The organism is Rhizobium sp. AN6A, from assembly GCF_900215635.1.
In the GTDB taxonomy this organism is placed as follows: domain Bacteria; phylum Pseudomonadota; class Alphaproteobacteria; order Rhizobiales; family Rhizobiaceae; genus Agrobacterium; species Agrobacterium tumefaciens.
Genome location: NZ_OCNC01000003.1, coordinates 1,758,762 through 1,777,749, shown reverse-complemented (window position 1 = coordinate 1,777,749; position 18,988 = coordinate 1,758,762). Strand labels below are relative to the sequence as shown.

Below are 18,988 nucleotides of genomic sequence, written 5' to 3'. Positions count from 1 at the left end.
CAGGCCTCAGATCGTCGCCTTGAGGCGAGGGTTAAGCAGGACATAGGCAATGTCCGCCAGCAGGTTCATGAGGATGAAGCCGACCGCGGTGCAGAGCACGATGCCCTGGACGACGGCGTAATCGCGGGTGAAGACCGCATCGACGGTCATCTTGCCGAAGCCGGGAATGGTGAATATCTGCTCCGTCAGAACCGCACCGGCCAGCAACTCACCGAAAAGCAGTGCCAACAGCGTGATGACGGGCAGAAGCGCGTTGCGAAAACTGTGCGACAGTATGATCTCACGCGGCGAAAGCCCCTTGGCGCGGGCGGTGCGGATATAGTCTGAACTCAAAACCGCAACCATTGCCGAACGCGTGTGGCGCATCAACGTTGCCGCAAGCGCATTGCCGAGCACGAAGGCGGGCATGATCATCGTCTCGATGGAGCGAACGGGGTCGACGAATATCGATTCATATCCGGATGCCGGCAGCCAGCCGAGCTTCACTGAAACCAGCAGGATTAGCATGATACCGAGCCAGAAATTCGGGATCGACAGGCCGGAAAGCGCCACGATATTGGCGGTGTAGTCGATCCATGTGTTTTTCTTGACGGCGGCCAGAATGCCGATCGGAATACCGATGACCATCGCAAAGAACATCGCCATCACAGCCAGCTGAATGGTGACCGGCAGCTTCTGGCCGATCAGTTCCAGCACCGGCTGGTTCGTCCTCAGCGAAATACCGAAATCGCCGGTCACCACGCCGCCCAGCCAGTTGATGTACTGGAGCGGTACCGGGTCGTTCAGGCGATACTTCTCCCGCAGGAATTCAATCGTCGCCGGATCACGCTCCTCACCCGCCATGGCGAGAACCGGATCACCCGGCAACAGTTTCTGCAGCGAGAAAACGAAGATGGAGATGATCAAAAGCGTCGGGATCGCGACCAGCAGTCGCTTGCCGATATAGACAGGCATGGCATTGCCCCCGTTCGTGCACGTTCTGGAGGGCCGCACGGCAAGCCGTGCGGCGGATTTGAAACGCTTAGTCCTTGCTGACGCCGAGAAGGCGGATCATGCCATCAGGCGAAGGCTCCCAGCCCTTGACCTTCTTGGAAATGGCATAGGCATAGGGCTGGTGGCCGAGATAGATGATCGGCATGTCGTCGTTTAGGATGACGCTTGCCGCGTCGTATTTCTCCTTGCGGACCGCATCTTCAGTCGAGGCGCGTGCTTCGTTCAGCAGCTTGTCGACTTCAGGATTACAATATTTCACATCGTTGATGCCGCCCTTGCAGGTGACGAACTGGTGAAGATTGCCATCGGGATCGATACGACCAGACCAGTCGGAACGGCTGAGCTGATAGTTGCCGGCGGTCTGTTCGGAAAGAAGCGTCGCAAATTCGGTGGCCTTCAGCGTCACGTTGAAGCCAGCCTCCGCCACCATGGACTGGATCACCTGCATCATCTGCGTCTGCGTGGTGTTGTTGGCGTGCTGAAGTTCGATATCGAGCTTCTCGTAGCCAGCCTCCTTCATCAACTGCTTGGCCTTGTCGATATCGCGTGGCGGCACCGGCAGGTTCTGGTTGAACCATGGGCTTGTCGGCGGGAATGACTGATTGCCAGCCTTGGACGTACCCTCAAACACGATCTGGCCGATCGCTTCGCGGTCAATCGCATAGGAGAAGGCCTGACGCAGGCGCTTGTCCTTGCCGAGCGGATTGTCAGCACGCGCGCCGTTGTTGATGTTGACATACATGGCCATGTAGCCCGGACCGATCACGTCCGCATAGGTCAATTTGGGGTCATTCTTGACGGATTCCGCATCGGACGCCGAGATACGTTCGGCAATGTCGAGATCGCCAGAGCGGAGGTTTGCAAGCTTCACAGTGGTATCGGGAATTGGCAGGTAGACGATCTTGTCGACCTTGATCTTGTCCTTGTCCCAATAATCCGCAAATTTTTCGAGGACGATACGGTCCTGCTGGATGCGCTCGACGAATTTGAACGGTCCGGCGCAAACCGGCTTGGAGCCGAAATTCGCGCCCAGTTCCTTGGCGGCCTTCGGCGCGACGATCATGCCGGCGCGATCTGAAAGCTGGGCAAGCAGCGTGACATCGGGCGTCTTCAGCGTGAACTTGACTTCCAGCGGCCCGGTGGCCTCAACCTTTTCAACCGAGGACAACTCGCTCTTGCGGCGGGATTCCGGAAGGGTCATGTTGCGCTCAATGGTGGCTACGACGGCGGCCGCATCCAGCGTCTCGCCGTCGTGGAACTTCACGCCGTCGCGAATTTTCATCGTCAGCACCTTGCCACCCTCGGACCAGGCCCATTCGGTGGCAAGTTGGGGAACGATCTTCATGTCCTGCGAGATATCCACCAGCTTGTCGCACATGGAGGTGTAGACGATACGGCCGACGAAGGTGCGCGATTGCGCGGGATCAAGCACGTCCGCATCATCGTTGAGGCCGATGCGCAATTCGGAAGCCATGGCTGGTGCGGTCAGAAACGCACTTGCCAACAGCGCCGTAGTCAGTGTGTAGATTTTCTTCATGTTCGATCCTCTGGTCTGATTTTCTTTGACTTTTGTCATTGGCCGGCCCCGAAGGACCGGCGGGTTTTCGTCCGCGGCCTATGAGGCCGGAGTAAGCGGATTGTCGGCTTCGCTGATGCTCTTCGCCGCACGGTCTTCCGCAGCGCTCTCCTCCTGAAACCCGAGCGAAGTGGCGCGGATCAATCGTTCCTGATGCATGAGAAGGTGCTGGCGCATCGCCTCTCCGGCACGCGCCGGATCGCGATCGGCAATGGCATCGACGATAGCGACATGCTGTTCGAGAGACGCCTTGCCATTCGTGCCACTGCGCCGGGCAAGTTCGCGTATCGACTGCCAGGCATCGTCCTGGCGAATACGGTTCACAACATCGAAGATCGACAGGAACAGCTTGTTGCCAGCACTCTGGGCTATCTGGCGGTGGAGCGAGCCGTCCCACAATTCCTTGGCATCAGCATCCGTGCTTTCGCCGGTCTTCTTGACGAGCGCGCGCATGCGCTCCACCTCGGCGGGCTTGGCGCGCATGGCTGCAAGCTGCGCCAGTTGCGGTTCGATTCGCAGGCGGACTTCCATGATTTCCATGATATCGGTGCTGGCGACCATTTCGGTCACCTGGGTGGACCAATCGTCCGGCTTTTCACCCACAAAGGTTCCGGCCCCCTGGCGACGCCAGATAAGACCCTCGGCCTCCAAAACCTCCAGAGCACGGCGGATTGACCGGCGACCGACATTGAAGGTCTTGGCAAAGGCCCGCTCCGTCGGCAGACGGCCGTCATTCGCGAGATTCTTCGTCTGAATATACTCGCGCAGCTTCGCCAAAGCGTAGTTGGAATTGTCGTTAGGGTTTGTCGCCAAGCCGCACCATTTGCGTGAACCAATTTAGCATTGGTTCATTTGGTGAGAAATTTCGGCAGACGTCAAGCCCAATTTTGAGCCTTGATTACAAGCGCTCAAAATATGGGCATACGCCGATTTTCAGGGGAGGAAATGCATGCTTTCAAGGCAAGGATGACAATGCCGGCGAGCAAATGAATTACGACCGAAATGCCACCCTTGTCCTGTACGCGTTTACGCCAGCACTGACATCATTCGGAGCTTTTGAATCCGTTCAAAATCTCGTAAGCCACGGCAACACGATCCTCATTGGGATAGTTTTTATTGGCCAGAATGACGATACCGAGTTTCTGCTCCGGTATGAACGCCACATAGGCGCCGAAACCGTTGGTGGAGCCGGTCTTGTTGATGAAGACATCGCCACGCGGCTTCATCGGCGGCGAAATTTCCGATACCGGCACCGTCTTGAGCAAGGCGCCGGAGTTCGTTTCGATCAGTGTTTTCAGCGCGGCCGGGTGGGCATATTGCTCCCAGATCATATCCTGCGTCATCGCGCCGACGCTGAAATATCCCATATGGGTGTTGGCGATCGCCTGCTGGAGTTTTCCGTCCAGCTTTTCCAGTCCCATATTCGCATTGACGAAACGGATCATGTCGGTCGCCGTCGATCTGACCCCGTAAGCCTCCGATGAGAGAATGGCTGGCGTCATGCGGGCCGGTTCGCCGGTTCTCTTATAACCCTGCGCATAATCGGCCATCTTTACGTTGGGCACCACGGTGAAGGTGCTCTTCAATCCAAGCACTGGAAATAGTACGTCCTGCATAGCGCTGTCATAGCTTTGGCCCATGGCCTTTGCGGTGACGTATCCGAGCATTCCGATGCTGGGATTGGCGTAGGTTCTGTGCGTTCCCGTCTTGTATGCGGGCTTCCAGGCCTTGAGATAGGCTAAAAGCTGCGGCTCCGTCTTGACACTGTCCGGCACCTGCAACGGAAAGCCACCGGCGGTGTGGGTGCCAAGATGCATCAGCGTGACATCGCCAAACGGTTTGCCCTTCATGGAGGGAAGATAGTCTTCGACTTTGCTTGATAGTGACAGTTTGCCCTGCGTCTCCGCATAGGTACTGAGCGTGACCGTGAATGTCTTGCTGATGGAACCCAGCTCGAAAAGCGTCTGCGGGGTAACCGGCTGCCCCGTGCTTTTGGACATGACACCGTAGGTGAAGACGTGGTTTTCGCCATCGACACTGATGCCAACTGCCAGACCCGGAATACCGTTCTTCTCCATCACCGGCTTGATCGCTGCATCCGTTATCGCTTTCAGCCTGGCATCATCAGCGGCAAAGGCCTGCGTGAGCAGGCTCGTCGAGATCAGTGTGGCCAATGCAATATGTCTGCGACTAAGTTTCATCTTTCGCGTTCTCCAAAACCTCAAGTGGATTTTCGGCACCTGCGCCGTCCCCAGCGAAAGACGTTTAACCGCCCTACATTGCACGAACAAATCATGATATCTCGGACGAGGCATAACAAAATCTAGGTCTTGAATGGTTCGGCAATTTCTTCCACTGAACGGCCTGAGGGCGTTTGAGGCATCAGCGCGGCACCTCAGTTTCACCCGCGCGGCCATAGAACTCTGCGTGACGCAGGCGGCTGTGAGCCAACAGGTGAAGGGGCTCGAAAAACGACTGGGGGTTTCTCTTTTTCAACGGCTCCCAAGAGGCCTGAAAATCACGGCGGAAGGCGAAGCCCTGCTGCCAACGGTCACCAGTTCTTTCGACCAGATGGCGATCACGCTCGACAGGATCGAAGCCGGTCAGGTGCGCGAACTGCTGTTTCTGGGTGTTGTGGGAACCTTTGCCGTGGGCTGGCTGCTGCCGCGGCTGAGGGAATTTCAAAAGCGGCACCCGTTCATCGACGTGCGCGTTTCCACCAATAACAACCGGGTGGATATGGCCGCCGAAGGCTTGGATTTCGCCATTCGATTCTGCCGGGGCTCCTGGCATGGCACGGATGCATTCCGGCTTTTCGAGGCGCCCCTTTCGCCTCTCTGTACGCCGAAACTGGCGGAGACACTGAAATCCCCCACTGATCTCGCGGACGCCACGCTGTTGCGCAGCTACAGGTCTGACGAATGGGCCACGTGGTTTGCAGCGGCTGGCGTGACACCGGTGGCGCAGGTGAATGCCGGCATCGTTTTCGATACGTCGCTCGGCATGATGGAGGCCGCATTGCAAGGGCTCGGCGTGGCGCTCGCCCCGCCATCAATGTTTTCACGGCATCTGGCATCCGGGGCTATCGTCCAGCCCTTTCCCGTCACCATATCGCTTGGCAGCTACTGGCTGACGAGGCTGCAATCAAAGCCGCCGACACCAGCCATGCAGGCCTTCTCTGACTGGATGTTTACCAATATCGGTCCTGCGCAAGACGGCCTATGACAGGGCGAGCAGAACGCCACCAATCGCGCAGATGACCACCACGATCCATGGCGGCGTCTTCCACACCGTCAACAGGATGAAACCCGTCAGCGCAAGTGCAAAATCCTTCGGCATGAAGATGGCGCTTGTCCACACCGGATCATAAAGCGCGGCCCCGAGAATGCCAACGACGGCGGCATTTGCGCCGCGCATGGCCGCCTGCGCCAGAAGGTGCTTGCGAAACCCCTCCCAGAAGGGCAGCGCACCGACGAGCAGTAGCATGCCCGGCAGAAAGATCGCGACAAGCGCAATGACTGCTCCCGCAATACCGTTCGGCTGCGGCCCCACCACAGCGCCGAGGTAGGCCGCGAAGGTGAACAGCGGGCCGGGAACGGCCTGGGTTGCGCCGTAACCGGCGATAAACGCATCTTCCGTCACCCAGCCCGTGGAAACCACTGCCGATTGCAGCAACGGCAGCACCACATGGCCGCCACCAAAGACAAGGGCGCCGGCACGATAGAACGCATCGAACAATGAGAGGGCCTGCGATCCGGCGATTGCGGCGAGAACCGGCAGAAGACCGAGAAGAAGAACGAAAGTGGCAAGCGCAATGTATCCGACACTTTTCGGCACCCGGAATGCGAGATGGGATGCCTCACGCGCGGCCTCGCTGCGGCAGAAGACGAGACCCGCAACGGCACCCATTGCAAGTGCCAGAATCTGTCCGAAGGCTCCGGCGACAAACACGACACAGATGATGCCGACAAGCGCGATGCTGGCACGCTGTCTATCTGGGGCAAGGCTCTTTGCCATGCCCCAGACAGCCTGCGCCACAACGGCAACGGCCACGATCTTGAGGCCATGCAACAGGCCGGTACCGACGGGTCCTTCTATGGATGCGGCGACCATGGCGAAGAGCAGCAGGAGGATAGCGGATGGCAGGGTGAAGGCCGTCCAGGCCGCCAGCGCACCGAGCGGCCCTGCCCGCAGCAACCCAAGGGCAAAACCGACCTGGCTGGAGGCCGGCCCTGGCAAGAACTGGCAGAGCGCCACGAGATCGGCATAACCCGCCTCATCGATCCATTTACGCCGCACGACCAGCTCATCGCGAAAATAACCGAGATGGGCGATGGGTCCGCCGAAGGAGGTGACCCCGAGCTTCAGGAACGCCATAAATACCTCGCCGGGCGTGCCGCTTCGAGGGGTTGCCGCTTCAGTGCGGATGGTTTGCGTTGACGACTTCACGAAAAAGCTCCCTGAGCGTGCAACGGCTGTTCGTCTACACAATATCCGTATCAAAAAACGATATCGATATCAGACACTATTATGACAGGGATATGAAGAGGCGGTAGCGCATCCGGAACGGCCGGGGTCGTTGGACGCGCTCCATATATTTGTTTTCACGTATTTTTCGAGCCTCAGACGATTAGTCCCTTCATGGGCCGGATGGCCTCCGAACCGGGAAAGACCGCCTTGTCGAGCATGGCAGCGCTTGCGCCAAGATGATCGACCGCGAGACCCTTGATGATCGCGCGAATATCCGTCGTGGGCGCAAGGTCCCGCCCATCCCGCAACTGCGCAAGCCTGAGGCCGGGCCAATCGGCGATGACACGCCCGCCACGGATGCTGCCGCCGGCGAGAAAGGCCGTTGTTGCCGTTCCGTGGTCAGTTCCTTCCGTACCGTTGATACGGGCGGTACGGCCAAATTCCGTGGCGACCAATATGGCCGTATCCTTCCAGACCGGCCCCAGCTCCTGCTCGAAGGCGGCAAGCGCATTGTCCAGCCCGCTCAACAATTTTGAAAGACGGTCGACCTCATGGGCATGGGTGTCCCAACCCTCGAAAGCCAGCGCCGCAACGCGCGGCCCTTCCGAGTGCGCAATCAGCCGTGCAGCACCCCGCGCCATCTGCTCCATGCCAACGGGATCACCCGGACCACCGCGCGCCTTGATATCGACGCCGGAGGCAATCCGGCCGGTTTCGATGCCCTCGGCAAGCAATGCCGCCAGCATCGGGTCCGTCTGGCCGTAGAGATCGGCAAGGCGCGGAGCGAGATCGCCATCGGCGGGTTTGAGAACGGATGGCGCCCATCCCAATATCGGTGCCTTGCCGCGAATGACAAGCGGAGCGCTGGCGCCAATGGCAAGGCCGCTCACCCGCTGCCCGGCCCCAGCTGGATTGATGGTTTCACCCGCCGGCAGCTGTTCGAGCAGACGGTTCAGCCAACCCGTCTCGACATGGCCGGGGGTCGGAAAACCAGATTCCAGCACATCCTGGCCATCAAAATGCGAACGGTCACGATAACCGGTGGCGCTGGCGTGGACGACTGCTGCCTCGCCCTTCCGGTACAGCCGCTGGAAATTGCGAAGGGATGGATGGAGCGCAAAGAAACCATCCAGCGCGAGGGCTGGATTGTCGCCTTCAGTGCGCATGGCGATCTGTTGCCTTAGCGCCTCATAGTCGGGGTCGCCGACGGGCGGCACGGCGGTCAGCCCGTCGAGCGCGCCGCGCAGGATGATGGTGACGAAACGTGGGTCGCGCCCGCCGGCAGCAAAAGCAAAACGCGGCATGAAGGCCCAGGCAAAAAGCGCGCCGCCTGTGCCAAGAAGAGCGCGGCGGGTTGGGGAAAGATGTTCACACAGCATGGTCAACGCCTCTGGAATTCGGGGGAAAGGAATGCAATCGTCAGTCCCTGCGGTTTGCTCTCAGCCCGCTGCACGGCCTTTTTCGTCTCCTCGGACAAAAGCGGCCCCAGCCGGTCTGCGACGAAGTCGCGCGGATCGATTGAACTCGAAACCTGATGGGCGAACAGACTGGCGGCATCGATACGCGTCGCCAGCCCCTCGGAAGAACCCCAGCTATCGGTGACATCGGCAAAACCGTTCGGGCCGGAGGGGTTCCACAGCGGCTGACCCAATGCGTTGAGCACGGAAATTACCTGCTCGGGTTTTGGCACTATTCCGCTCGCCCTGATGACGGTCGTCACGAAATCGAGCGGTGGTCTGAGCTTGGTCAGGGCCGGGTTCCACGACTGTTCAGCCTCGATAAGCGCCATATAGGTGGCGGAAAGATCGCCGTGGCTCTTGGTGTAGGCGGCAGCAAGTTTCGCCACCAGTTCCGGTGGTGGATGGTCGCTGACGAAATGCCGTACCAGCTTGTAAGCGAGATGGCTGGCCGTCGCCGGATGATGCGCGAGATCTCGCAGCGCCCGCCGCCCCTGCTCTACCCCCGCTTCACCATAGGTGATGCCCATCACGGCATGGTCGCCGGGTTCATGGTTGTTGGCGTTGAAGGAAAATCGGCCAAGCGGGCCCGGACGCTTCTCGTCGCGATAGACGCTCCAGCCGGTGATGATGCGGGCAAGTGCTGTAACATCGGCCTGACTATAGCCGCCATCCACCCCGAGCGTATGCAGTTCCATGATTTCGCGCGCGAGGTTTTCGTTGAGCCCGCGCTTGCCGTTCCTGTTGGCCTGCGAATTCGGTCCGACCGATTGCTGATTGTCGAGAAAATACAGCATGGCGGGATGGGTCTCGACTGCGACCAGCATATCCTCGAAATTGCCGAAGACACGTGGACGGATCGCCTCACGCTCGAAAGCGCCGGCGAGAATGTGCACATCACTGCCCTTGCCGGTGGCAACCGCGAAGTGGTTGGCCCAGAACATTGCCAACCGCTCGCCAAAACCGATCAGCGGCTGACGTATCGTGCCATTGAAGCGGGCTTCCGCCTCCGCAAGCAGTATCTGCTGGGGAAAATAGGCGCGCTTGGTGGCCGGCGCGTCCGGCTTCTTGTCCTGTGGAGCACTGGCAGGCGGCACCATGCCCGCATTGTCCATAGCGTTTGCGGCAGTTGCCATTGCCGGCGATGGTGGGCTCATGGCCCCTGCGGTCGCACCCGCGGCGCCGGTGGTGGCCGAAACGGCAAGGACAGCGGGTTTTTCACGCTCGGCCTTGATCTCCTTGTTATACGCCATCAGCGATATCAGAAGATCGGCGCTGGAATGCAGCTGTGCGCCGACAGGAATTGGTGTGGCCCGTTCGGTAATTTCCAGCCGCAACAGATCGCGCGGGTCGTCTTTGATCGCCTGGATATCGCCTTCACGCGCGCCGAGGCCGAAGCGCCACAGACAGAGTGCTGCATCCAATTCCCTGGAATTTGACATGGCCGATACGAACTCCGTTTCGTTATCGACCATTCAACGGGCGCCAGGGCCAAAATCCGTCGCTGATGAAATGTGATTATTTCGTGGCAGGCTTGGGCGCCTCGCGGGCAAGCAAGCCTTCCGCCAGCCGGCGCCGCGCCTCGAGCGACAATGTGCGGGCGACCTCCACGGCCTGCATCTCGGTTGCGGCACGCACCTCATATTCCGCTTTGCGGGCACGCTCGAGCGCTGCAGACAATGCGTCTGGATTGAGCGTTTCCGCCCCCATCAGAGACGCCGCCTCGATACGCGCCTGGCGCGCCTCGGCGGAGGTTTCCCGCATGGTCCTGCGTGCATCGTTGAGGCTGCGCCGGAAGGCCTCCCTTTCGGTTTTTGGCAATTGTTCGCCCGCAAGCGGCATGCGGGCAGCGGCAGCGGCCGGGTCGTTCCGCAGATAAACGAACCCCGCACCGGCAAGCGCGCAGACAAGAAACGTATTCGCGACGAGAAGGACAACGACTATCCAGCGGAAATTCTGATCGCTCATTTCGTCTCCTCGGTCATTTCGTTTTCGGTTTGCAGGTTTCCGAAGGCGGTCAACGTATCGCCCAATGTCAGGGCGGGCGGTGGCGTGAGGTTGATGACGGCAACCGCTCCCGTCAGCGCTCCCGCAAGGCTGATGCCGATCATGCCCGCACCCAGCCCGTACCGGACGATCCATCTGTGTCTGGTGGTCTGCGCCTTTGCCTGCGCCATGATCTTGGCGTTGAGCATGGCCGAAGGGTCGCGAAGACGATATGCCGACAGCGTAAAATCGAGAGGTGCCGCCTGCGCAATCAGGCGCCTGCCGTCTGCCGTCTCCGCATAAGCCATGGCCTCCGGCCGCCGGTCTTCCGGCCAGCGTTGTGGATCGGCACCATAGGCCGCCACAAGATCGGAAAAAACCTTGTTATCCATGAGCGTCTTCTTCGCCCCGTTCATTGGTCGCCCTCATTCAAAATCGCATGGAGTGCCCGGCGGCCACGCGCCAGAAGGCTTTCCAGTGCGTCCACACTGACATGCATGACATCAGCCGCCTCGCGGTTCGACATCTCCTGATAATAGACCAGAACGATTGCCTCCCTTTGTCGCGCGGGTATGGCCTGCAAGGCGCGCGCCACGGCACCGCTCTCGTCACCATCATATGGCAGGGCGGCATCGGGCAGCACACTGCCGTCAATCTGTTCGGGCGGCTCAGCGACCGATATTTCCCGGCGCTTTCGCAACCGGTCATAACAGAGGTTCAGCGCCACCCGGTGGATCCATGTGTCGAATTTCGCACGCCCCTGCCGCCACGTGCCTGCATGTTTCCATATGCGCAGGAAGGTCTCCTGCGCGATGTCTTCCGCCTCTGCCGGATCACCCAGCATACGCGTGGCAAGCGCCATGATCCTCGGCAGTTTGGCCGTCACCAGAGCCTGCATCGCGCGGACATCTCCTGCAGCGACATCCGTCACCAAATCTGCATCCGGATCGCTTACCATGTATCGGGCTTTGTCTCCGTACTGTCCTGTCGGACACGGGCGAAATCCATGCGGAATGACGGCGGCTTCAGTGAGGATGTCCCGCACCTTGCCACTTTAACGCAGACCCGCGCAAAATCCGTCGCCGATTTCTGGAAATATTCGCGTGCATTTTACGGCAGACCGCGTCACCGCCCGAACACATTGGAACGGCTGTTTCAACCGTCCACAGATACCCCGGCAAGCCTGTCCGGCCCGAACGCTTCAAGCAATCCGCGATAGGGCTTGGCGAGTGGCGTGGCATAGGCGCCGCGCTTGGCGGTCGAAAGCCCCATCGATACCAGCGATTCTGCCTGTTTCACCGCCGCAGCGACTCCATCGATAACAGGCACGCCGAATTCGCTGCGCAGCTCGGCGGTCAGATCCGCCATACCTGCGCAGCCAAGCACGATCGCTTCGGCGCGATCTTGACGCAGGGCCAGTGAAATCTCTTCCCGCAGCCTCTCCCTGGCATTTGATGCCGGATCTTCCAGCGACAGGACGGGAATATCGGCGGCACGCACATTGCAGCGGGCAGACATGCCATAACGGTGAACGAGATGTTCGAGCGGCAGCCGCGAACGCTCCATCGTCGTAACGATCGTAAACCTCTGCGCGATGAATGCCGTGGCTGAAACCGCCGCTTCGCAAATCCCAATTACGGGTATGTCGGCGAGCGCGCGGGCCGCATCGAGCCCGGTGTCGTCGAAACAGGCGATGACGGCTGCCCTGGCACCAAGCGTCGGCGCCTTGGCAAGCTCGAGCAGCAGGCCGGGTACCGCGAAAACCTCATCGTAATATCCTTCGATGGAGACAGGCCCCATGGAAGAGGTCACTGCCAGGATTTCCGTATCGCAACTGGCCGCCCGCGTCGCCGCGTCGGCGATCGTCGCCGTCATGGATTGCGTCGTATTCGGATTAATGACGAGGATGCGCATGTTCTGTTTTTTCATCAACGCGAATGGCGACGGTTCAGAGTGACGATCAGGCCAAGCGTGGCCGCAATAACCAGGAAGGAGAAAAGGGTCGTGACGGCTCCGAGCGCGTAAAGCACCGGCGTCGTGACGTTGGTGGTCATGCCGTAGATTTCCAGCGGCAGGGTGTTGTAGGTGCCTGACGTCATCAGCGTGCGGGCAAATTCGTCATAGGAAAGCGTAAAGCCGAACAGGCCGACGCCGATCAGGCTCGGTGCAATCATTGGCAGCACCACATGGGCAAAGGTCTGCCAGGCCGATGCTCCGAGATCGCGGGCGGCTTCTTCATAGGATGGAGAAAAGCGGTTGAAAACCGCCAGCATGATGAGCACGCCGAATGGCAGCGTCCAGGTCAGGTGCGCGCCAAATGCTGATGTATACCATGAAGGTTCCAGCCCAAGCTGTTGGAAAAGAACGCCAATGCCGAGTGATATGATGATCGATGGCACCACGAGGCTTGCGACGGAAAGATAGAATAGCGGCGTCGCGCCGATGAATTTGCGCCGGAAAGCAAGACCCGCCAGAAGCGAGACGAGCACCGTGACGACCATGACCATGACGCCAAGCCCGAAGGAACGGCGGAACGAGCCGCCGAAATCGCCGACCGCCTGCTGTTCGAAAAGATTGCCGAACCAGTGCAGCGAAACGCCGTTGAGTGGAAAGGTCAGTCCGCCATTCGGCCCCTGAAAGGCAAGGATGAGGATCGCCGACAGCGGGCCGTAGAGGAACAGCACGAAGAGCAGAAAAAAGAAGGCGAGGACATAGAATTCACGGCCGCGTTTTTCCGAATGCATGGGTCACAGCTCCTTGCGGATATCGACGATGCGCAGGATGCCCGCGACCATCAGAAGAACGAGGATGAGCAGGATGACGGCATTTGCGGCCGCCGCGGGATATTGCAGCAGCGACATCTGGTTCTTCATCATCAGTGCCACCGACGCGCTCTGCCCACCGGACATCACCTGAACCGTGGAGAAATCGGCCATGACAAGCGTCACGACAAAGATGCTGCCGATCGCCATGCCGGGTTTGGCAAGCGGAATGATAACGTTCCAGAGGGTCTGCCAGCCAGTCGCCCCGGCATCGCGCGCCGCTTCGATCAGCGATTTGTCGATGCGCATCAGCGTGTTGAAGATGGGTGTGACCATGAACAGCGTATAAAGATGCACCATGGCCAGCACCACGGCAAAATCCGAATAGAGCAGCCATTCGATTGGCGCAGGTACGATGCCGGCGCTGACCAGCGCGCTGTTGACCAGCCCGTTGCGCCCGAGAACGGGAATCCAGGAAATCATGCGGATGATGTTCGAGGTCAGGAATGGCACGGTGCAGACGAGGAACAGAACCATCTGCATCGTGGTGGTGCGGATATGAAAAGCGAGGAAATAGGCGACCCAGAAACCGCAGAACAGCGTGATCGCCCAGACGATGGCGGCGAATTTCAGCGTGTTGATATAGGTTTGCCACGTGACCCAGGAACCGAGCGTCTCGGTATAGTTGAAGGTCACGAAACCCGGATACATCTGGGCAAAATCATAATCCCAGAAACTGACGATGGCGATCATGACGATCGGTAAAAGCAGGAAAAAGCCGAGGATCAGGAAAAGCGGTGTGGCCTGAATATAGGACACAAGCTTCTGCGGCAGGGCGAAGCTGCGGGACGGCTTGTCCTTTTTTTCGCTCACGCCGATGAATCTAACTGTCACCAAGGCTTTTCTCCTGCTGGCTGCCTGTGAAAGAGAGGCCGCGTCGGCGCGGCCTCATGTCTGCGAAAGGCGAGAAGATCAGGCCGCGATGAACTCGTTCCAGCGACGAACCATGTAGCGGTCCTCGTCCATGACGGAATTCCAGCAGGCGACCTTGCCCATGCGCTCCTGGAACGAACCGCCGTCGCGCACTGCACCGGCCTTTTCCATGACCTTGCCATCAGGCGCGATGATATCGCCCTGCGCGGGCTTGCCTTCGACCCAGTAACCCCACTCGTCGGCCGACATATGTTCCTTCGCCGTATCCATGGCGGCGGAGTAATAGCCCTGACGGTTGAGGTAGGCGCCGACCCAGCCGGAGGTGTACCAGTTGATATACTCATAGGCCGCATCCAGCTTGGCACCGGAGAGGTGCTTGGCAAGGCCAAGGCCGCCGCCCCACGAGCGATAACCTTCCTTGAGCGGCTGGTATTTGCAGGCGATGCCCTTGGAGCGAACGGCGGCGACTGCCGGCGACCACATGGACTGGATCACGACTTCACCCGACGCCATGAGGTTGACGCTTTCATCGAAGCTCTTCCAGAAAGCGCGGAACTGCCCGTCCTTCTTCGCCTTGATGAGGAATTCGATCGTCTTGTCGATCTCTTCCTTCGTCATGTTGCCCTTGTCGGCATATTTGATGTTGCCCATGGCCTCCATGATCATCGCCGCATCCATGATGCCGATGGAGGGGATGTTGAGGATAGAGGCCTTGCCCTTGAACTTGGGGTCCATGATATCGGCCCAGCTGGTGATATCGCGGCCGACGAGATCGGGGCGAATGCCGAGCGTATCGGCATTGTAGATCGTCGGAACCATGGTGAAATAATCGGTTTCGCTTTTCGCAAACTTCTTGTCGCCGGGCTTTTCGACGAAACCGACCGTGTGCGGGGCGGTACCCTGGGCCACGACGCTATCGGGCGTCAGCTTGCCGTTTTTAAACAGCGGAACGATCTTGTCGTAATATTTCAGCTTCTTGATTTCCATCGGCTGAATGACACCCGCCGGGTAGACCTTCTTCAGGATCCAGTATTCGATATCGGCGATATCGTAGGAGTTCGGCTGGGTCACGGCGCGCTGCGCGGCCGCATCCGAATCCGTCGCCGTCATCTCCAGTGTGATACCGAGATCAGCCTTGCACTTTTCGGCAATCGCATTGAGGTTCGAAACACCCGTGCCGAACTGGCGGATCGTGATCGGGTTCTGCGCCCATATGGTCGGGAAACCGGTGACAAGGCCAGAGCCGATGGCCGCGCCTGTTGCGGCGGCACCTGCTTTTAAGAGGCCGCGGCGGGACAGGCCCTTGTTGCTGTTGGAGTTGTCGGTCATTTCAAAGTTCTCCTCTGGTTATTTTTGGGGTCACTTCTCTACCCGGCCGAGCACGATGGCATCGGCCGCATTCCATGAAAGCGGTATGGCGTCGCCGGTCTTTACCGGCTTTTCGAAGAAGGCGACGTCACTGAGGATGGCGTTGAAATCCTCAATGCCCGCGCCGGTCACGGCGATCTTCACGCTTGCACCGCGATATTCGACATTCGAGACGATGCCGGTAAAACCGAAGCCAGGTTGATCCGCCTCGCCGACGCGCACACGGTCGGTACGAACGGCGATATCGACCGCGCCGTCATCCGGGGCAATGCCGCTTGCCGTGAAGGTGCCGCCGCCTGCAACCTCCAGCGTGACGAGATCGCCGTTCTTTTCCTTGAACCGGCCGGAAATGACATTGTGATCGCCCATGAAGCGGGCGACGAAAGCGGTGGCCGGGCGCTCAAACAGCTCGCGCGGCGTCGCTGCCTGCTCGATGCGGCCATCATTCATGACGACGATGACGTCGGCCAGCGCCATTGCCTCTTCCTGACTGTGTGTGACGTGAACAAAGGTGATGCCGAGCGAGGTTTGCAGCTTCTTCAGCTCGGCCCGCATACGGATCTTGAGGAAAGGATCGAGTGCCGAAAGCGGCTCATCCAGCAGCAACGCCTCGGGGTCGGTGATAAGCGCGCGAGCCAACGCCACGCGCTGCTGCTGCCCGCCGGAAAGCTGGGCCGGGCGCCGGGTGGCATAGGGTTCGAGCTGCATCAGCCGCAGCATCTCCAGTGCCTTGGCGCGGCGCGCTTCCTTGTCCACCCCCTTCATCTTGAGGCTGAAGGCAACGTTGTCGACGAGATCGAGATGCGGAAACAGCGCATAGGACTGGAACATCATTGCCGTGCCGCGTTTGGCGGGCGGCAGATCGGTGACGACCACATTACCAAGCCTGACATCGCCGCTTGAAATGCTTTCGTGGCCGGCGATCATTCGCAGTGTCGAGGTCTTGCCGCAGCCCGAAGGACCAAGCAGGCAGCAGTAACTTCCTGCCGGTATCTTGAGGCTTATGGCATGCACCGCGGTGGTGTTGCCATAAATCTTGGAAACGGAAGCGATGTCGATTGCTGCGGCTTTGCTCATGAACACTCTCCTGCGACGTCTTTGTCATGCAGGAGCCGTGCCAATCGGCTTTGTCATTGATATAAAACGGGAATTTCGATGTGTCCGCCGGTCCCGCCACCGGCCTGCTCAAAATTACATCGATTGTTTTCGATTTGGTGCGGAAATTGTATGCGATCTGAGCGCCCGACAGGGAAACATGAAATCGGGAAAAGAGTGCCATGGAACCGAACTGGTTGACACCACTGGAATAGCGGTCATTTTCCCGGCAAACACAACGTAAAGGCTACTGCCGACGCACACACCGCTCCGGTCGCGTGCGTCGGTACTGTGCTTAGATCATACCAAGGAACTGCTTGAGTTCCGGCGTCTGGGGATTGGCAAAAACCTCTTCCGGCGGGCCGATCTCGTGCACGCGGCCCTGATGCATGAAGACAACGCGCGAGCAGACGTCGCGGGCAAACTTCATTTCATGCGTCACCATCAACAGCGTCATGCCTTCCTTTGCCAGTTCGCGCACGACGGCCAGCACCTCAGACACGAGTTCGGGGTCGAGCGCCGAGGTAATCTCGTCGCAGAGAAGGGCGATGGGCTGCATGGCAAGGGCGCGGGCAATCGCCACGCGCTGCTGCTGGCCGCCGGACAGTTCATCCGGATAGGCATCGAACTTGTGCGCCAGCCCGACACGCTCCAGCATCTTGCGCGCCGTCACCTCGGCCTCCGGCTTGGTGACCTTTTTCACCACCATCTGCGAAAGCATGACATTGCCGCCGGCCGTCAGATGCGGAAAGAGGTTGAATTGCTGGAAGATCATGCCGACCTTCAGCCGCAATGCCTTCAGATGCAGCTCATCGTCCAGCAACTGCGCACCTGCCACCTGGATCGAGCCGGCGCTGATCGTCTCCAGTCCGTTGATGCAGCGAAGCAGCGTAGATTTGCCAGAGCCGCTTTTGCCGATGATGGCGATCACCTCGCCGGGTTCGACATCCAGATTTATGCCCTTCAGCACCTCATTGTCGCCAAAGCTCTTGTGGACTTCAGTGATTTCGATGAGCGACATTGAGCTTCCTTTCTAAGAACTGGCTGGATTTCGACAGCGGCCAGCAGAGGGCGAAATAGATGAGAGCAACCAGCCCATATACGGTGAAGGGCTGGAAGGTGGCATTGGTGACGATCGTGCCGGCCTTGGACAGTTCAACGAAACCGATGATGGAGGTGAGTGCTGTGCCCTTGACGACCTGCACAGAGAAACCGACCGTTGGCGGAATGGCGATCTTCAGCGCCTGCGGCAGAATGACGTAACGCATCTGTTGCAGGCGGCCCATGGCAAGGCTGGCGGACGCCTCCCACTGGCCCTTCGCAATCGCCTCAACGCAGCCGCGCCAGATTTCCGCAAGGAAGGCAGCGGTCCAGAGGATCAGCGCCACACCAGCGGCAAGCCAAGCCGGGACATCGACCCCGAGGAGACCGAGGCCGAAAAAAGCGATGAAAAGCTGCATCAGCAGCGGGGTGCCCTGAAAGACTTCGATATAGATGCGGGCAGCACGGTTCAAAGCCTGGCGCGGGCTGATGCGCAACCACAGAAGCACGATCCCCACCATGCCGCCGCCAATGAAGGAGACGAGCGAGAGCAACAGCGTCCAGCGGGTGGAGAGCAGCAGGTTGCGCAGAATGTCCCAAAAGGTGAATTCAGTCATCGTGCCGCCCTCCTCGGGAAAAGAAAGCTGCCGAGCGCCAGCATGCCCTGCCGCAACAGAATGGCGAGCAGCAGGTAGATGACGGTTGACAGGATGTAGGCTTCGAAGGCACGGAACGTGCGCGATTGGATGAAGTTCGCCGCAAAGGTCAGGTCTTCCACCGCAATCTGCGAAACGACGGCCGAGCCGAGCATGACGATCACCACTTGCGAGGAAAGCGCCGGCCAGATGCGTTGCAGCGAGGGTGTGAGCACCACATGGCGAAACGTTTCGAAACGCGTCATGGCAAGGCTCGCGCCCGCCTCGAACTGGCCCCTCGGCGTCGCCTGAATACCGGCGCGGATGATCTCGCAACTATAGGCGCCCAGATTGACGATCATCGCCAGATTGGCCGCGGTCAGCTCTGTAAGCTTGAAACCAAGCGATGGCAGGCCAAAGAAGATGAAAAACAACTGGATCAGAAAAGGCGTATTGCGGATGAGCTCCACATAAGTGCCGACGATGGGCTTCAACCATGAAGGTCCGAGCGCCCGGGCCCAGGCGCAGGCGATGCCGAGTGAAACGCCGACCACGCCGCCGACCAGCGTGAGTTGGCTCGTAATGGCTATGCCTTTGGCAATTTGTGGCCAATATTCGCCAAGCCACAGGAAATCAAATTGATAGCTCAAGAAACAGTCCCCTTGCGCCGGT

Annotated in this window: 19 protein-coding genes; 1 reads left to right on the top strand and 18 read right to left on the bottom strand. The window is 59.3% G+C overall.

All coding sequences use genetic code 11. The features are described 5' to 3' along the window. Positions 1-6: 6 nt before the first annotated feature. From CRO62_RS12040 to ampC, 4 genes are all read right to left on the bottom strand, one after another. Positions 7-954, bottom strand: coding sequence for an ABC transporter permease (locus tag CRO62_RS12040; RefSeq protein WP_003517753.1), 948 nt, complete (start codon positions 952-954; stop codon positions 7-9). 67 nt (positions 955-1,021) lie between these two features. Further along, complete coding sequence (locus CRO62_RS12035) at positions 1,022-2,530, bottom strand: ABC transporter substrate-binding protein (RefSeq protein ID WP_097100484.1); 1,509 nt, start codon at positions 2,528-2,530, stop codon at positions 1,022-1,024. Between the two features lie 78 nt (positions 2,531-2,608). Beyond that, on the bottom strand, positions 2,609-3,406 hold the full coding sequence (locus tag CRO62_RS12030; RefSeq protein WP_097100302.1) for a FadR/GntR family transcriptional regulator: 798 nt from the start codon (positions 3,404-3,406) through the stop codon (positions 2,609-2,611). A gap of 206 nt (positions 3,407-3,612) precedes the next feature. After that, positions 3,613-4,770, bottom strand: coding sequence for a class C beta-lactamase (gene ampC, locus CRO62_RS12025; protein ID WP_097100301.1), 1,158 nt, complete (start codon positions 4,768-4,770; stop codon positions 3,613-3,615). Positions 4,771-4,903: 133 nt separating this feature from the next. Here ampC and CRO62_RS12020 point away from each other — a divergent pair, with 133 nt between their 5' ends. Next, entirely contained in the window at positions 4,904-5,794 is an 891-nt protein-coding gene (locus CRO62_RS12020; RefSeq protein WP_097100300.1) for a LysR substrate-binding domain-containing protein, read from the top strand. Here the strand turns inward: CRO62_RS12020 and chrA are convergent. From chrA to CRO62_RS11950, 14 genes are all read right to left on the bottom strand, one after another. After that, complete coding sequence (chrA, locus tag CRO62_RS12015) at positions 5,789-7,018, bottom strand: chromate efflux transporter (RefSeq protein WP_179784503.1); 1,230 nt, start codon at positions 7,016-7,018, stop codon at positions 5,789-5,791. The genes CRO62_RS12020 and chrA overlap by 6 nt on opposite strands. A 173-nt stretch (positions 7,019-7,191) precedes the next feature. After that, on the bottom strand, positions 7,192-8,418 hold the full coding sequence (locus CRO62_RS12010) for a DUF1501 domain-containing protein (RefSeq protein ID WP_097100298.1): 1,227 nt from the start codon (positions 8,416-8,418) through the stop codon (positions 7,192-7,194). A gap of 2 nt (positions 8,419-8,420) precedes the next feature. Continuing rightward, positions 8,421-9,938 (bottom strand): DUF1800 family protein, encoded by a 1,518-nt coding sequence (locus tag CRO62_RS12005; protein ID WP_323455485.1) that lies wholly within the window; start codon positions 9,936-9,938, stop codon positions 8,421-8,423. A 76-nt stretch (positions 9,939-10,014) separates the two neighbouring features. After that, positions 10,015-10,464 (bottom strand): periplasmic heavy metal sensor, encoded by a 450-nt coding sequence (locus CRO62_RS12000; protein WP_097100296.1) that lies wholly within the window; start codon positions 10,462-10,464, stop codon positions 10,015-10,017. Beyond that, on the bottom strand, positions 10,461-10,874 hold the full coding sequence (locus CRO62_RS11995) for a hypothetical protein (protein WP_236765618.1): 414 nt from the start codon (positions 10,872-10,874) through the stop codon (positions 10,461-10,463). Before CRO62_RS11995 ends, CRO62_RS12000 begins: the two co-directional genes overlap by 4 nt. Before the next feature lie 20 nt (positions 10,875-10,894). After that, the gene (locus CRO62_RS11990) at positions 10,895-11,440 is read right to left on the bottom strand and encodes an RNA polymerase sigma factor (RefSeq protein ID WP_035199299.1); all 546 of its coding nucleotides are present in this window, start codon (positions 11,438-11,440) and stop codon (positions 10,895-10,897) included. A gap of 197 nt (positions 11,441-11,637) precedes the next feature. After that, positions 11,638-12,396 (bottom strand): aspartate/glutamate racemase family protein, encoded by a 759-nt coding sequence (locus CRO62_RS11985; RefSeq protein WP_038493729.1) that lies wholly within the window; start codon positions 12,394-12,396, stop codon positions 11,638-11,640. 14 nt (positions 12,397-12,410) lie between these two features. Further along, positions 12,411-13,226: an ABC transporter permease gene (locus tag CRO62_RS11980; protein WP_003517782.1), complete on the bottom strand. Its 816-nt coding sequence runs from the start codon at positions 13,224-13,226 to the stop codon at positions 12,411-12,413. Positions 13,227-13,229: 3 nt separating this feature from the next. Further along, on the bottom strand, positions 13,230-14,141 hold the full coding sequence (locus tag CRO62_RS11975; protein WP_097100294.1) for an ABC transporter permease: 912 nt from the start codon (positions 14,139-14,141) through the stop codon (positions 13,230-13,232). A gap of 75 nt (positions 14,142-14,216) precedes the next feature. Further along, positions 14,217-15,506, bottom strand: a complete 1,290-nt coding sequence (locus tag CRO62_RS11970) for an ABC transporter substrate-binding protein (RefSeq protein WP_097100293.1) — start codon at positions 15,504-15,506, stop codon at positions 14,217-14,219. Between the two features lie 30 nt (positions 15,507-15,536). Next, a complete protein-coding gene (locus tag CRO62_RS11965) occupies positions 15,537-16,622 on the bottom strand; it encodes an ABC transporter ATP-binding protein (protein WP_097100292.1) in 1,086 nt (361 codons plus the stop codon). 313 nt (positions 16,623-16,935) lie between these two features. After that, a complete protein-coding gene (locus CRO62_RS11960) occupies positions 16,936-17,661 on the bottom strand; it encodes an amino acid ABC transporter ATP-binding protein (protein WP_097100291.1) in 726 nt (241 codons plus the stop codon). Next, positions 17,639-18,298: an amino acid ABC transporter permease gene (locus tag CRO62_RS11955; protein ID WP_097100290.1), complete on the bottom strand. Its 660-nt coding sequence runs from the start codon at positions 18,296-18,298 to the stop codon at positions 17,639-17,641. The genes CRO62_RS11960 and CRO62_RS11955 overlap by 23 nt, the downstream gene beginning before the upstream one ends. After that, positions 18,295-18,966, bottom strand: coding sequence for an amino acid ABC transporter permease (locus CRO62_RS11950; protein WP_097100289.1), 672 nt, complete (start codon positions 18,964-18,966; stop codon positions 18,295-18,297). Before CRO62_RS11950 ends, CRO62_RS11955 begins: the two co-directional genes overlap by 4 nt. Positions 18,967-18,988 lie beyond the last annotated feature (22 nt).

Excerpts from the sequence above, each read along its gene's own strand:
- CRO62_RS11980 (WP_003517782.1), bottom strand. The coding sequence starts at position 13,226 with ATGCATTCGGAAAAACGCGGCCGTGAATTCTATGTCCTCGCCTTCTTT.
- CRO62_RS12000 (WP_097100296.1), bottom strand. The coding sequence starts at position 10,464 with ATGAGCGATCAGAATTTCCGCTGGATAGTCGTTGTCCTTCTCGTCGCG.
- CRO62_RS11985 (WP_038493729.1), bottom strand. The coding sequence starts at position 12,396 with ATGCGCATCCTCGTCATTAATCCGAATACGACGCAATCCATGACGGCG.
- CRO62_RS11970 (WP_097100293.1), bottom strand. The coding sequence starts at position 15,506 with ATGACCGACAACTCCAACAGCAACAAGGGCCTGTCCCGCCGCGGCCTC.
- CRO62_RS12020 (WP_097100300.1), top strand. The coding sequence starts at position 4,904 with ATGGTTCGGCAATTTCTTCCACTGAACGGCCTGAGGGCGTTTGAGGCA.
- CRO62_RS12010 (WP_097100298.1), bottom strand. The coding sequence starts at position 8,418 with ATGCTGTGTGAACATCTTTCCCCAACCCGCCGCGCTCTTCTTGGCACA.
- CRO62_RS11990 (WP_035199299.1), bottom strand. The coding sequence starts at position 11,440 with ATGGTAAGCGATCCGGATGCAGATTTGGTGACGGATGTCGCTGCAGGA.
- CRO62_RS11955 (WP_097100290.1), bottom strand. The coding sequence starts at position 18,298 with ATGACTGAATTCACCTTTTGGGACATTCTGCGCAACCTGCTGCTCTCC.
- CRO62_RS12035 (WP_097100484.1), bottom strand. The coding sequence starts at position 2,530 with ATGAAGAAAATCTACACACTGACTACGGCGCTGTTGGCAAGTGCGTTT.
- CRO62_RS11960 (WP_097100291.1), bottom strand. The coding sequence starts at position 17,661 with ATGTCGCTCATCGAAATCACTGAAGTCCACAAGAGCTTTGGCGACAAT.
- CRO62_RS12005 (WP_323455485.1), bottom strand. The coding sequence starts at position 9,938 with ATGTCAAATTCCAGGGAATTGGATGCAGCACTCTGTCTGTGGCGCTTC.
- CRO62_RS11995 (WP_236765618.1), bottom strand. The coding sequence starts at position 10,874 with ATGGATAACAAGGTTTTTTCCGATCTTGTGGCGGCCTATGGTGCCGAT.
- ampC (WP_097100301.1), bottom strand. The coding sequence starts at position 4,770 with ATGAAACTTAGTCGCAGACATATTGCATTGGCCACACTGATCTCGACG.
- CRO62_RS12040 (WP_003517753.1), bottom strand. The coding sequence starts at position 954 with ATGCCTGTCTATATCGGCAAGCGACTGCTGGTCGCGATCCCGACGCTT.
- CRO62_RS11965 (WP_097100292.1), bottom strand. The coding sequence starts at position 16,622 with ATGAGCAAAGCCGCAGCAATCGACATCGCTTCCGTTTCCAAGATTTAT.